Annotated in this window: 15 protein-coding genes; 3 read left to right on the top strand and 12 right to left on the bottom strand. The window is 66.2% G+C overall.

Going from position 1 to position 12170, the window contains the following annotated elements; translation table 11 throughout:
* Nucleotides 1–21 precede the first annotated feature (21 nt).
* From VB716_RS06840 to ald, 3 genes are all read left to right on the top strand, one after another.
* Nucleotides 22–615 (top strand): nicotinate-nucleotide adenylyltransferase, encoded by a 594-nt coding sequence (locus tag VB716_RS06840; protein ID WP_197156819.1) that lies wholly within the window; start codon nucleotides 22–24, stop codon nucleotides 613–615.
* 116 nt (nucleotides 616–731) lie between these two features.
* Nucleotides 732–2417: an NAD+ synthase gene (locus VB716_RS06835; protein WP_197156820.1), complete on the top strand. Its 1686-nt coding sequence runs from the start codon at nucleotides 732–734 to the stop codon at nucleotides 2415–2417.
* A gap of 67 nt (nucleotides 2418–2484) precedes the next feature.
* On the top strand, nucleotides 2485–3624 hold the full coding sequence (ald, locus tag VB716_RS06830) for an alanine dehydrogenase (protein ID WP_197156822.1): 1140 nt from the start codon (nucleotides 2485–2487) through the stop codon (nucleotides 3622–3624).
* 7 nt (nucleotides 3625–3631) lie between these two features.
* On the opposite strand, the gene VB716_RS06825 is transcribed toward ald, so the two are convergent.
* The 12 genes from VB716_RS06825 to VB716_RS06770 form a co-directional block, all read right to left on the bottom strand.
* Complete coding sequence (locus VB716_RS06825) at nucleotides 3632–4693, bottom strand: DUF3326 domain-containing protein (protein WP_323270075.1); 1062 nt, start codon at nucleotides 4691–4693, stop codon at nucleotides 3632–3634.
* Complete coding sequence (locus VB716_RS06820) at nucleotides 4687–4875, bottom strand: hypothetical protein (protein ID WP_322758421.1); 189 nt, start codon at nucleotides 4873–4875, stop codon at nucleotides 4687–4689. Before VB716_RS06820 ends, VB716_RS06825 begins: the two co-directional genes overlap by 7 nt.
* 11 nt (nucleotides 4876–4886) lie before the next feature.
* Nucleotides 4887–5249 carry a 2Fe-2S iron-sulfur cluster-binding protein gene (locus VB716_RS06815; RefSeq protein WP_197156826.1) on the bottom strand — a complete coding sequence of 121 codons (363 nt, stop codon included), beginning with the start codon at nucleotides 5247–5249 and terminating at the stop codon, nucleotides 4887–4889.
* Nucleotides 5233–5910 carry a putative 2OG-Fe(II) oxygenase gene (locus VB716_RS06810; protein WP_323270074.1) on the bottom strand — a complete coding sequence of 226 codons (678 nt, stop codon included), beginning with the start codon at nucleotides 5908–5910 and terminating at the stop codon, nucleotides 5233–5235. Before VB716_RS06810 ends, VB716_RS06815 begins: the two co-directional genes overlap by 17 nt.
* A 350-nt stretch (nucleotides 5911–6260) precedes the next feature.
* Nucleotides 6261–7214, bottom strand: a complete 954-nt coding sequence (locus tag VB716_RS06805; protein WP_197156829.1) for a F0F1 ATP synthase subunit gamma — start codon at nucleotides 7212–7214, stop codon at nucleotides 6261–6263.
* Between the two features lie 13 nt (nucleotides 7215–7227).
* Entirely contained in the window at nucleotides 7228–8745 is a 1518-nt protein-coding gene (gene atpA, locus VB716_RS06800; protein WP_323270073.1) for a F0F1 ATP synthase subunit alpha, read from the bottom strand.
* Nucleotides 8746–8805: 60 nt separating this feature from the next.
* Nucleotides 8806–9354, bottom strand: coding sequence for an ATP synthase F1 subunit delta (gene atpH / locus VB716_RS06795; RefSeq protein WP_322758420.1), 549 nt, complete (start codon nucleotides 9352–9354; stop codon nucleotides 8806–8808).
* Nucleotides 9354–9878, bottom strand: a complete 525-nt coding sequence (locus VB716_RS06790) for a F0F1 ATP synthase subunit B (protein ID WP_197170597.1) — start codon at nucleotides 9876–9878, stop codon at nucleotides 9354–9356. Before VB716_RS06790 ends, atpH begins: the two co-directional genes overlap by 1 nt.
* Nucleotides 9875–10348, bottom strand: a complete 474-nt coding sequence (locus VB716_RS06785; protein WP_323270072.1) for a F0F1 ATP synthase subunit B' — start codon at nucleotides 10346–10348, stop codon at nucleotides 9875–9877. Before VB716_RS06785 ends, VB716_RS06790 begins: the two co-directional genes overlap by 4 nt.
* Nucleotides 10349–10475: 127 nt before the next feature.
* Nucleotides 10476–10724: an ATP synthase F0 subunit C gene (gene atpE, locus VB716_RS06780; RefSeq protein WP_010315318.1), complete on the bottom strand. Its 249-nt coding sequence runs from the start codon at nucleotides 10722–10724 to the stop codon at nucleotides 10476–10478.
* Nucleotides 10725–10897: 173 nt separating this feature from the next.
* A complete protein-coding gene (gene atpB / locus VB716_RS06775) occupies nucleotides 10898–11626 on the bottom strand; it encodes a F0F1 ATP synthase subunit A (protein WP_197156839.1) in 729 nt (242 codons plus the stop codon).
* 87 nt (nucleotides 11627–11713) lie between these two features.
* On the bottom strand, nucleotides 11714–12160 hold the full coding sequence (locus VB716_RS06770; protein ID WP_231598006.1) for an ATP synthase: 447 nt from the start codon (nucleotides 12158–12160) through the stop codon (nucleotides 11714–11716).
* Nucleotides 12161–12170 lie beyond the last annotated feature (10 nt).

The following is a 12170-nucleotide window of genomic DNA, read 5'->3' as shown; positions in this document are numbered from 1 at the left end:
GCTGCCCTGAGCCGGCCACCGATGCCCGCCGTTGCCCTGTTCGGCACCAGCGCCGATCCACCCACCCTCGGCCACCGCGCCCTGCTCGAGGGGCTGCTGACCCTCTACCCAGAGGTGGCGACCTGGGCCAGTGACAATCCCCTCAAGCACCATGCGGCCCCGCTGCCCATGCGGGCAGCCCTGCTGGAGGCCCTGGTGGCAGCGATCGGCGATCCGCGGCTGCACCACCGGCAGGAGCTCAGCAGCCCCTGGACGATCGAAACCCTGGAGCGCGCCGCCCGGCAGTGGCCCCAGCACGAACTGGTGTTTGTGGTGGGGAGCGATCTGGCTCCCCAGATCCCCAGCTGGAAAGCCGCCGATGCGATCCTGCGCCGCTGCCGCCTGGCGATCGCCCCGCGCCGGGGTTGGCCGCTCACGGCGGAGCAGCAGCAGGCGCTGCGAGAGCTGGGGGCGGAGCTGGAGCTGCTGCCTCTGGAGATTCCCGCCACGGCCAGCTCAGCGGTGCGCCGCTGCCCCGATCCGGCCCAGGTTCCGCCGGAGCTGCACCCCCTGCTGCTGCAGCACAATCTGTACGGCTTCCAAGGGGGTGGTCCTGCGGCAGGCCGAATCGGCTGATGCAGCCTGATCGGGCTGCAGATGCACCAGCCTGATTGGGCTGCAGATGCAGCAGCTTGAGTCGACTGCGACCACTTCCGCCTCCTTCCCTTCCCCTCACGCCGTTCCCGCTGCCGATGCGTCTTGCTCTGGCCCAGATCGATCCCCTGGTGGGCGACCTGCGAGGCAACGGCGCCCGCATCCTGACGGCCTGCCGGGAGGCGGCGAGCGCTGGCGCCGAACTGGTGCTGACGCCGGAACTCTCGCTCTGGGGCTATCCGCCCCGCGACCTGCTGCTGCGCGCCAGCCTCGTGCAGCGCCAGGGCGAAGAGCTCGACCGACTCGCCGCCTCACTGCCCGCGGAGCTGGCGGTGCTGGTGGGGGTGGTGGAACCGGTGGAGGATGCCGGGGTGCCGGGCCTCTACAACAGCCTGGCCCTTGTGGAGCCGGGCCAGTGGCGCTTCGTGGCCCGCAAACGGCTGCTGCCCACCTACGACGTCTTTGACGAGCAGCGCTATTTCCGCAGCGGCACCAGCGCCGCCGTGCTGGAGCTGGTGCGCAGCGGCCGCCCGTGGCGCCTTGGGCTGACGATCTGCGAAGACCTCTGGGTGGACGAGCAGCTGCAGGGCCACCGCCTCGCCGGCGCGGATCCGATCGCGGCACTGCTGCCGCATCGGCTCGATCTGTTGCTCAACCTCTCGGCCTCCCCCTTCGGCCAGGAGAAGGTGGCCCTGCGGCAAACCCTGGCCTCGCGCGCCGCCAGGCGCCTGGGCTGCCCGGTGGTGTACGTGAACCAGGTGGGCGGCAACGACGAACTGGTGTTCGACGGCGTCAGCTTCGTGGTGGATGGCGAAGGGACGCTGGTGGCTCGCCTGCCCTGCGCCCGTGAAGCCCTCGGTTTCTGGGACGCCGCTCGCGACCAGGCCAGCGCCATCGCGCCGTTGCCCGAGCGGCTGGAGCAGATCTTCCGCGTGCTGGTGCTGGGGGTGCGCGACTATGCCGGCAAGTGCGGCTTCCAGCGGGCGCTGCTGGGCCTGAGCGGCGGCATCGATTCGGCCCTGGTGGCAGTGATCGCCGCCGCGGCCCTCGGCCCCGAGCAGGTGCGGGTGCTGCGGATGCCCTCCCCCTGGAGCTCCGCCGGGTCCCTCAGCGACGCCACAGCCCTGATCGAACGGCTGCACCTGCCCAGCAGCACCCTGCCGATCGCTGCGCTGATGGACAGCTTCGACACGGTGCTGACCCCAGCGCTGGGAGAAGCCCCCCGCGGGATCACGGCGGAGAACCTGCAATCCCGCATCCGCGGCACGCTGCTGATGGCCCTGGCCAACCAGGAGGGCCGGCTGCTGCTCTCCACCGGCAACAAATCCGAACTGGCGGTGGGCTATTGCACCCTCTACGGCGACATGAACGGCGGCCTGGCCGTGATCGGCGATCTCTACAAAAGCACCGTGTTTGCCCTGTGCGCCTGGCTGGACAGCCCCGCCGCAGGCCCCTGCCGCCGTGATCTGGGCCTGCCCGAGTGCGGCGAGCTGGTGGGCAGGGCCATCCGCGACAAGCCCCCCAGCGCCGAGCTGCGGCCCGACCAGCGCGACAGCGACTCCCTGCCGGACTACGCCGTGCTCGATCCGCTGCTGAAGGCCTACATCGAGGAGCTGCGCACCCCCGAGCAGCTGATCGCTGCCGGCACCGATGCCGCCCTGGCCGAACGGGTGCATCGGCTGCTGCGTCTGGCCGAATTCAAGCGGCGCCAGGCTGCACCACTGCTGAAAGTGAGCGCTCGGGCCTTCGGCAGCGGTTGGCGGATGCCGATCGCCGCACGCTGATCCCGTCACGAATGCGTGGCAGTTCCGCCCCGGCCCCGCCAATCTGGTGCAAGCCCTGCAGTGGTCCATGACAGCACCCGGCCTGACGGCCCCGATGGCCAGCATCGGCGTGCCTACGGAAATCAAGCAGGACGAGCAGCGGGTGGCGCTCAGTCCTGATGGGGTGCGCGAGCTGGTGGGCCAGGGCATGGAGGTGCGGGTGCAGGAGGGCGCCGGGCTCGGCGCCGGCATCGCCGACGATGACTACGCCGCGGCCGGGGCCCTTCTGGTGAGCTGCGAGGACGCCTGGGGCGCCCATCTGGTGGTGAAGGTGAAAGAACCGCAACCGGAGGAGTTTCGCTATCTGCGCAGCGACCTGGTGCTGTTCACCTACCTCCATCTGGCCGCCTATCCCGAGGTGGGCGAGGCCCTGCTGGAGGCCGGTACCACCGCGGTGGCCTACGAAACCGTGCAGCTCGAAGACGGCAGCCTGCCGCTGCTGGCGCCCATGAGCGAGATCGCCGGGCGCATCGCCGCCCAGGTGGGCGCCCATCTGCTGGAAAAGCCCCACGGTGGCCGCGGCGTGCTGATCGGCGGCTGTACCGGCGTGCGGCCGGCGCGGGTGGTGGTGCTGGGGGCCGGAACGGTGGGCTGGCATGCGGCACGGCTGGCGGCGGCGATGGATGCGGAGGTGTTCCTGCTGGATCACTCGCCCCAGCGCCTGCGCCGGCTGGAGGCCGACCGCAAGGGCCGCCTGGTGAGCCTGGTGAGCAGCCGCGGCCTGATTGAGCGGTTGGTGCCGGGGGCGGACCTGCTGATCGGCGCCGTGCTCACCCCCGGCGGCCGGGCCCCCACCCTGGTGGAGGAAGACCTGGTCCAGCGCATGAAGGCCGGCTCGGTGATCGTGGACGTGGCGATCGATCAGGGGGGCTGCATTGCCACCAGCCGCGAGACCACCCACACCGAACCGGTGGTGACGATCCATGGCGTGCAGCACTACGCCGTGGGCAACATGCCCGGCGCGGTGCCTTTCACCTCCACCGAAGCCCTGGTGAGTGTCACCCTGCCCTACATCCTGGTGATGGCGGGCCGCGGGCTGGCCGAGGCGGTCACCGACCGGCCCGAGCTGCTCTCGGGTCTGAACACCGTCAATGGGGCCGTCTGCCATCCGGGAGTGGCCAAGGCCCTGGGGGTGTCGCCGCGCCACCCGATGGCCTGTCTGCGCTGAGCTCCGTTCAAGCGAGGCGCCCCAGGGGCCGGCGCAGGCTGGCAGGGTCGATCCCCTCCCGCAGAGCCAGCACCAGACCAGCCGCTTCGGCGTAGGTCGTCACCTCCAGCACCTCAAGGCCCAGCGCCGCCCCGTCGACCGCCAGCACACAGGGATTGCCGCGCACGGCGATCAGCGGCACTCCCCGCTCCGCGCAGGCCAGCACGGCCTCTCCCCCCAGGGCCGCCGCCGGCGCCACCACGGCACCGATGTCTCCGGAGCGGATCAGGCCGGCCGCCCTGGAGGCAGCCGGTTCGCTCACCAGATCGGGGGCCCGGCTCAGGCCCACCAGAACGCAGGGCAGGAAGGTGTGGCCCAGCTCCTCCGCCGCGGCCCGCGGATCAAGGCTGGGATCGAGCGGCAGCGGCGCCAGGGCCGGAGCGTGGGCGCAGGGGCAACCCAGATGACGACTGAGCAGATGGCTGATCACGGCCTCGGCACCGGCCAGCCCGTCGACCCCCGCCCCCTGGCGGTAGGCCGCCAGGGCCTCACTCTCGGGCTCATCGGTGAAACGGGCCACCACGGCGATCGCCGTGGCCCCGGCCGCCACCAGCTGCTCTCCCGCCCGCAGCAGCAGATCCGGGCGCACCAGGCTGCCCCAGCTGGCACCACTGGGGCCAAGCGACAGGCTCACGTGCAGCGGTGCCTCGGTGGTGCGCACCGGGCCGATCGCCAGGCCAAGGCTGGCGCGGCAGGCATCGGCCGCCTGCAGATGGCGCTGACGCAGGGGCTCCTCGATGCCGGCATCCAGCAGCAGACCCACCCGCCGCGACGGGACCGGCGCCAGGGCCAGCTCACCGGCAGCGAAGCGATTCAGGCTCCAGCCCTCCACGTAGTGCAGCCGTGGATCGCTCCAGTAGAGCGCCGCCGCGTTCATCACGTTGGGATGGGTGATCAGGCAGCCACTGGCGGCGGCGAGCAGCCGGGCCGCCGGCAGGCCATCGCCCGCGTAGCCGCCCACGGCACAGCCCACGCCGGTGGGGATCACCAGAAGGGTGGGCAGCGGCGGCGCCGCACAGCCGCTCAACACGGCGGTTTGGTGCTCAACAGCCAAACCCCTTCGACCCTCAGCCCCCGATCAGGATCCACCGCCGTGATCGCCCAGCGCAGGGGCTCGGCGCCGCCGGGTTGGTCGGCCAGGGCGGCCCGGATCTGTGGCAGCAGAGCACCGGGCGCGGGCTTCAGCCACAACTCCAGTGGCTCGAGGCGCATGGGCGCAGCACTCACTTCTGAAACTGACCGAACTGAAGCTCGTAGAGCGCATCTTCCTGGCCGGCGAGCAGATCGAGGTCACTGCGGGGGAATGACACACACAACAGGGCATAGCCCTGCTCCTGCAGCTCCATCTTCACCCCCATGGCATCGGGCTGGTGCACACGGCCGCTGCGGAGCAGGGCTGCACAGGTGGTGCACACCCCCGAACAGCAGGAACTGGGCAAGGGCACGCCCGCTGCTTCAGCCGCGGCCAGCACGGTCTGGTCGGATCGGCACGGAAAACTGTGTCGCGTGCCGTCGATCTCGGCGGTGACGCTGAAGCTGGAGGAATCGGACACGAGCGGGATCGGACGGTCAGGCGCGCAGCCCATCTTCCCCGATGGCCTGCCACTGGCTGGGATGGGGCGCCAGGTACTCCGGCGGCCTGGAGCTAGGCGCGGCGGGCGGTGCGGTGAGCACAAAATCAAGACTGATCGAAAGGCGGTGATCGTCGGGCTCGTGGTTCTCCAGCACGGCGTGATCCAGGCAGGAGGGGAACAGCAGCAGCAGACCGGCTCGCGGCGCCACATCCAGCCAGGCCGCATTGAAGGGAGAGGCGACGCCGATCGGGCCGCCATGGCCCACCGCCAGGCCGGGCACCAACTCGTTCACCTGGCGGACCGGGAAGAGACGCAGACAGCCATGCCGGCCACTGCCATCGCCATTGAGGTAATACACAGCACTGAGGTGTGCATTGGGATGGTGATGGCGGCCCACCACCTGCCCGGTCTCGCTCACCACCGGCCAACAGCGCTGCAGATGCAGCGCCACCGCGGAATCGCAGAAGCCCAGGGCGCCGAGATAGGTCTGGGCATGGGCTGCGATCTCCGCCACCAGCGGCGCAAAGACCGGGTGGCGGTGCAACTGCCACACCCCATTGAGGTCTCCGGTCCAGGCGCAGCCGGGATCGGGGTTGGAGGCAGACTCACCGCGCAGCTCACAGATCGCCTGAATCTGCAGAGCCGTGTCGAGCGGATCGACCGCTCGCTGCACCTGACCGAGCGCCGTGGGGAAGAGGGCTTGGATCTCCAGGCCTCCCAGTGGGGTCGCCCCATGTTGTGGGGATCCAGCATGAGGGCCAGATCCTGAAGCCACACCACCGTGCTCCCTCATCAGCGAGACCTGTCGCACACGCCCGGATCCTGCCAAGCCCCACGTTCGGACTGCAAACAGACGGGCACAGAAAGCCTCCGGGCACAAAAACATCGCTCAAAAAGCCGTTCCCGAGATTCGGAAACGGCCATCTGAACAGCAGTTGCGGGACAACGAATGCGGGCCTGCAGGTGCCAACGAGCCGAGAGAAGATCTCCGCTCAGAAGGCAACTGATCTGGCCGTCAACAGATCAGGCCATCGCCACAGAGCCACCGACCACCTCGAGGATCTCCTGGGTGATCGCCGCCTGGCGGGCTTTGTTGTAATCCAGCGTCAGGCTCTTGGCGAGGGCCTTGGCGTTGTCGCTGGCGTTGTTCATGGCCGTCATCCGGCTGGCCAGCTCAGACGCCGCCGCCTCCTGCAGGGAGCGGAGCAACTGATTCTCCAGATACAGAGGCAGCAGGGCATTGAGCAACTGCTCCGGGCTCTGGTCGAAGACGATGTCCGAGGGGATCTCGGGCTGATCGTTGGCAACACCGCCGGCATCCACAGCCACGGTCAGGCGACCCTCGCGGGTGGTGAGACGGAAGATCTCGTCCTCGGGGGTGGCGATTCCCTGGGGATCCAGTGGCAACAGAGTCTGCACCACGGGCTTGGAACTGACCAGGTTGATGAACTTGGTGAAGATGATCTCGACCCTGTCGGTACTGGCAGAGAGAAACTCAGCCAGTACTTCAGTTGCGATACCACCGGCTTCGCTGGCGTTGGGAACCTGCTCGAGACCGGTGAAGGTGGCCCGGATCGGGTAGCTGCGGTTCTGGAAGTAGGTGATCGCCTTACGGCCGATCAGCACCAGATCCACGCTGTAACCCTGCTGCTTGAGCTCAGCGAAGCGTTGCTCGGTGCGTTTGATGATGTTGGCGTTGTAGCCACCGCAGAGACCACGGTCACCCGTCACAGACAACAGCGTGATCGTACGCAGATCGCGGGATTCGAGCAGGGGCGAATCAGCATCCTCGAAGCGCATGCGCGACTGAAGATTCTCCAGCACCCGTGCCAGGCGATCAGCAAACGGACGGCTACGCAACACCTGCTCCTGGGCACGCCGCACTTTGGCGGCCGCCACGAGACGCATGGCCTCGGTGATCTTGCGCGTGTTCTTGACCGAACTGATGCGGTCGCGGATTTCCTTGAGATTAGCCATCAGTACGCCCTCCTCAGACGGTGGCGAGCATGGACGATTTGACCTCGGTGATCGCATCCTTGAGCATGGCTTCAGCTTCGTCGCTGAGCTGCTTCTCGGTCTGGATCTTGGAGATGTACTCGGGCTTGTTGGTCTTGAGATACTCGCGCAGCTCACGGCAGAACTGGACCACCGATTCCACCGGAACCTCGTCGATCAGACCCTTGACGCCGGCGTAGACCACCGCGACCTGTTCAGCCAGGATCAGGGGGCTGAACTGGGGTTGCTTGAGGATCTCGCGCAGCCGCTTACCGCGAGCCAGTTGCTTCTGGGTGGCGGCGTCGAGATCCGAGGCGAACTGGGAGAAGGCAGCCAGTTCGTCGAACTGAGCCAGCTCCAGCTTCAGGGTGCCGGCGATCTTCTTGATGGCCTTGGTCTGGGCGGCTCCACCCACCCGGCTCACGGAGATGCCCACATTGATGGCGGGCCGCAGACCGGAGTTGAACAGGTCGGAGCTGAGGAACACCTGACCATCCGTGATCGAGATCACGTTGGTTGGGATGTAGGCAGACACATCGCCGGCCTGGGTCTCGATGATCGGCAGGGCGGTCATGCTGCCCTTGCCCATGGCATCACTCAGCTTGGCGGCGCGCTCCAGCAGACGGCTGTGGCAGTAGAAGACGTCGCCGGGATAAGCCTCACGACCGGGGGGACGACGCAGCAGCAGCGACATTTGGCGATAGGCCTGGGCCTGCTTGGTGAGGTCGTCATAGATCACCAGGGTGGCCTTGCCCTTGTACATGAACGACTCGGCCAGGGCCGCGCCGGTGTAGGGAGCCAGGTACTGAAGAGCGGCTGCTTCAGAGGCGCTGGCCGCTACCACGATGGTGTAATCCAGGGCGCCCTTCTCGCGCAACACCTCAACCACGTTGGCGACGGAGGCGGCCTTCTGGCCGATCGCCACATAGACGCAGACGACGTCCTGACCCTTCTGGTTGATGATCGTGTCAATGCCGATCGCCGTCTTGCCGGTCTGACGGTCGCCGATGATCAGCTCACGCTGGCCACGACCGATCGGGATCATGGCATCGATGGCTGTGATGCCGGTCTGCATGGGCTCATGCACCGACTTGCGCTGGATGATCCCAGGCGCCATCGATTCGATCAGACAGGTCTCGGTGGTGGCGATCTCACCCTTGCCGTCGATGGGCTGACCCAGGGAGTTCACCACCCGACCCAGCATCGCCTCGCCGACGGGTACTGCGGCGATCTTGCCGGTGGCCTTCACCGTGCTGCCTTCGCGGATGCCGAGCCCCTCGCCCATCAGCACAACGCCGACATTGTCGTCCTCCAGATTGAGGGCAATGCCTTCGGTGCCGTCCTCAAATTCCACCAACTCGCCGGCCATCACCTGTTGGAGGCCGTAGACGCGGGAAATCCCGTCACCAACCTGCAGAACGGTTCCGACGTTGCTGACCGAGACGGATTTGTCGTAGTCCTCGATCTGCTGCTTGAGGATCGCGCTGATCTCGTCGGGGCGGATGGAAACCATGGGTGGAAATCCCCGGCAGGGGACACGAGGGGAAAAAGGCGGAAGGAGAAACGGGGGGAGCTAGCTCACCTTGGCCAGGGCCAGACCGAGGCGACGAACCTGTCCGGACAGGCTGGCGTCGATCACCTGCGAACCGACACTGACGGTGAAGCCGCCGATCAGAGCGGGATCGACCTTCTGGACGACCTCAACCTGCTCGGTGGCCGCCACGGTTTTGATCCTGCTGGTGATCTGGGCCAGCTGCTCGGCAGCCAACGTGGTGGCCGAGGTGACCGTCGCCAGGGCGATCCCGTTCTGCTGGCGGTAGAGGTCGAGCAGACGCTCCAGCACTGCATCCAGAACTTCGATGCGCTGGCGATCAGCCAACAGCTTGAGAAGATTCAGAAAGGTGGGCGTCACCTGCTCCGCGAACAGAGCCTGGAGGGCACCCTTCTTGGCTTCGATCTCGATGACCGGCGAGGTCAACGCCTGGCGCAGATCATCGGATTCATTCCAGAGCGCCAGGATCTGACGGGCCTGGTCCACAACCTGTTCCGTTTCGTTGTGGGCTTCCGCCACCTGCAGGAAGGCTTCGGCGTAGGGCGTGGTGATGGAGTTGAGCAGCGGCATCAGGCGTTACCCATCGATTGGATGGCCTGCTCGATGAAACGGGCCTGGGCCTGGTCATCGAGCTTGCCAGGAAGGCTTGAGAGGGCCTTGTCAATGGCCAGCTGGGCGGCCTGGCGTCGCAGCAGGGTGGTGACCCTGGCCGCTTCGGACTCGAGATCATTGCTGGAGCTCTGCTTGATCCGCGCCATGTCCTCGATGGTGCGCTTCTCGATCTCGAGGCGGATCGACTGGGCACGCTCCTTGCCTTCAGCGCGGATCTGATCGGCCTTCTTCTGGGCCTGACCAAGATCCTGCTGGGCCGTGGCAAGCGAGGCCGTGGCCTTGGCCAGGCGCTCCTCTGCGTCCTTGAGATCAGAAAGGATGAGGGCCCGACGGCGCTCAAGGATGCCACCGAGGAAGCTGGGGAGGAACTTCCAGAGGCAGGCGATCACGATCGCCAGGTTGATGATGTTGGATTCGAAGATGTTGAAGTTGAGGCCGAAGCCTCCCTCCGAAGCCATCACCAGGGGAAGGGGAAGATTCATTTGGTGGCAGCCAGCAGACGTTCGACGATCAGATCACCGAGTTGGTCGGCATCTCCCTGAAGCTGTGTCATGGCCGATTCCCGCTGGGAATCAATCTCACGACGCGCCTGTTCGCGCGATGCGTTGGCTTCGGCCGTCGCAGTGGCCAGGGCGTCGCGATAGAGGCGATCGGATTCCTGTTCAGCGTCGAGGATCAGCTTCTGGGTGTGGAGACGGGCCTCCTTGAGCTGCTCCTTCAATTCAGTCTCCAGACGCTCCACCTGGGCCAGCTTCAGCTTGGCCTCGGCACGACTGGTACTGATGTAATCCTCTCGCTCTTCCACGACCCGACCGACCGGGCGGAAAAACAGGGCATTGAGAATGAAGGTGAGGACGACAATCTGCACTGCCATCAGCGGCAGAGTGGCGTCGAGGTCGAACAGACCTCCTTCGGGTGCACCTGCTTCGGCAAGCAGAAGCCAGCTGGTCATGGGGCGGGAGTGGCGAGCGGACGTCCGGAGAAAAACCGGAGGGAGAACGCGGAGCGAACGGACAACGATGCGGACGAGGCCCAGGAAACCATCGGTTCCAGGGACCTCGGATCACATCCAGTTCCGATCAGCCGGCGAAGGGGTTGGCGAACAGCAGCACCAGGGCCACCACGAGGCCGTAGATGGTGAGAGCTTCCATGAAGGCCAGGGAAAGCAGCAGGGTGCCGCGGATCTTGCCTTCAGCTTCAGGCTGACGAGCGATGCCTTCGACAGCGCCGCCGGCAGCGGTGCCCTGACCGATACCGGGGCCGATGGCGCCAAGGCCGACGGCGAGACCAGCGGCCACGACGGACGCAGCGGAGGTGATGGAATCCATGGTGGAAGGGGGGATGTGGAGCGCTGGGGTAGCGCTGGTTGAACCTGTCGCCAGCGGACGTCTCCTCCTTGGAGACGGGCCCGGACTGCAACCGGACCTGCGAGCAGGAGATTTAGCAGATCGGCTGAAAGGAGCGGCACGTTGCCGTGCGCTCAATCCAGGCCGAGGGAGCTTCAGTGATGCTCTTCGTGAACAGCCTCGCCGATGTAATAAGCGGCGAGGGTGGCGAAGATCAAGGCCTGAATCGCACTGGTGAACAAGCCCAGGAACATGGCCGGCAGAGGAACGACCAGCGGCACAAGAAAAGCGAGCACCGCAACCACCAGTTCATCAGCCAGGATGTTGCCGAACAAACGGAACGAAAGGCTGAGGGGCTTGGTGAAGTCCTCGACGATCTTGAACGGGAGCATGATCGGAGTCGGCTCCACGTAGTACTCGAAGTACCGGAAACCCTTGCGGCTAAGGCCTGCATAGAAGTAGGCCAGTGAGACCAGCAGAGCCAGGGCGATCGTGGTGTTGATGTCCGCCGTTGGGGCGCCGAGCTCACCACTGGGCAGATGGATCAGCTTCCAGGGGACCAACGCACCACCCCAGTTGCTCACGAAGATAAACAGAAAGAGGGTGCCGATGAAGGGAAGCCAATCGCGGTAAGCCTTTTCACCGATCTGCTCGCGGGTGAGATCGCGGATGTAGTCCCACAGGAACTCCAGCAGGTTCTGGGTTCCCTGGGGATCGCGGCTGAGCTTGCGGGTTCCGGCAACCACGAGGGCCAGCAGCGCGCCGATCACGACCCAGGAGCTCAGGAAAACCTGACCGTGGATCTTGAAATTCCCCAGCTGCCAATAGAGGTGTTGACCAACCTCCAGTTCGGCGAAAGGGAGAACAAGTGGTAAGGCGACCATCTGGCTGGTGGGTTTCGGTGCCGCGCAGGCGGCGTTTCGGAAAACGACGGCGGAGCCGTCAGGCTTGAGCTAGTTCGGTCATGATCTTCAGCTGTCGAAGACAGCATTCAGAAGAATGGCCGGCTTGTAGAGCAGAAAGCCGATCAGGGCAGGCAGCAACTGCAACTCGGGCAGGCGCGCCGCAGCGAGCACAAGCACCACAGGCACCAGAAGCTGAAACTTGCCCACAGACTTCGATCCATTCCCGACTCGCTCAACACTGCGAGCAAGAAGCCGCAGGTAAAGCAAGCCGGCCATGGCGCCTACCAGCAGACTGCCGGCAGTGGCCAGATCAAAGCGGAGAGAGGTGATCACAACAGCCACTGCCGAAACGAGCAGCGTGGCCAGGATCAGGCGCTGCCGAAGCCGCGCGTAATCGTCCATTCCGTTGGAAGCCTTGGCCTCCGGGGCATCGGACGTGAGAACAGAGGCCTCGACACCGGCTGCGGGATGTCCCGGATCCGTGTCCTGAGGGACGGAGTCGTGAAGAGACACCGTCTCAGGG

Source organism: Synechococcus sp. CCY9201 (genome assembly GCF_034931105.1).
Classification (GTDB): domain Bacteria; phylum Cyanobacteriota; class Cyanobacteriia; order PCC-6307; family Cyanobiaceae; genus CBW1002.
Note: the sequence above shows the minus strand (reverse complement) of the source record. Positions and strands in the feature narration are given on the sequence as shown.

What these genes read in the sequence shown, in the direction of transcription:
- VB716_RS06840 (WP_197156819.1), top strand. Translation starts at nt 22, where the DNA reads ATGCCCGCCGTTGCCCTGTTCGGCACCAGCGCCGATCCACCCACCCTC.
- VB716_RS06835 (WP_197156820.1), top strand. Translation starts at nt 732, where the DNA reads ATGCGTCTTGCTCTGGCCCAGATCGATCCCCTGGTGGGCGACCTGCGA.
- ald (WP_197156822.1), top strand. Translation starts at nt 2,485, where the DNA reads ATGACAGCACCCGGCCTGACGGCCCCGATGGCCAGCATCGGCGTGCCT.
- VB716_RS06820 (WP_322758421.1), bottom strand. Translation starts at nt 4,875, where the DNA reads ATGCGCCTCGAGCCACTGGAGTTGTGGCTGAAGCCCGCGCCCGGTGCT.
- VB716_RS06815 (WP_197156826.1), bottom strand. Translation starts at nt 5,249, where the DNA reads ATGGGCTGCGCGCCTGACCGTCCGATCCCGCTCGTGTCCGATTCCTCC.
- VB716_RS06805 (WP_197156829.1), bottom strand. Translation starts at nt 7,214, where the DNA reads ATGGCTAATCTCAAGGAAATCCGCGACCGCATCAGTTCGGTCAAGAAC.
- atpA (WP_323270073.1), bottom strand. Translation starts at nt 8,745, where the DNA reads ATGGTTTCCATCCGCCCCGACGAGATCAGCGCGATCCTCAAGCAGCAG.
- atpH (WP_322758420.1), bottom strand. Translation starts at nt 9,354, where the DNA reads ATGCCGCTGCTCAACTCCATCACCACGCCCTACGCCGAAGCCTTCCTG.
- VB716_RS06790 (WP_197170597.1), bottom strand. Translation starts at nt 9,878, where the DNA reads ATGAATCTTCCCCTTCCCCTGGTGATGGCTTCGGAGGGAGGCTTCGGC.
- VB716_RS06785 (WP_323270072.1), bottom strand. Translation starts at nt 10,348, where the DNA reads ATGACCAGCTGGCTTCTGCTTGCCGAAGCAGGTGCACCCGAAGGAGGT.
- atpE (WP_010315318.1), bottom strand. Translation starts at nt 10,724, where the DNA reads ATGGATTCCATCACCTCCGCTGCGTCCGTCGTGGCCGCTGGTCTCGCC.
- atpB (WP_197156839.1), bottom strand. Translation starts at nt 11,626, where the DNA reads ATGGTCGCCTTACCACTTGTTCTCCCTTTCGCCGAACTGGAGGTTGGT.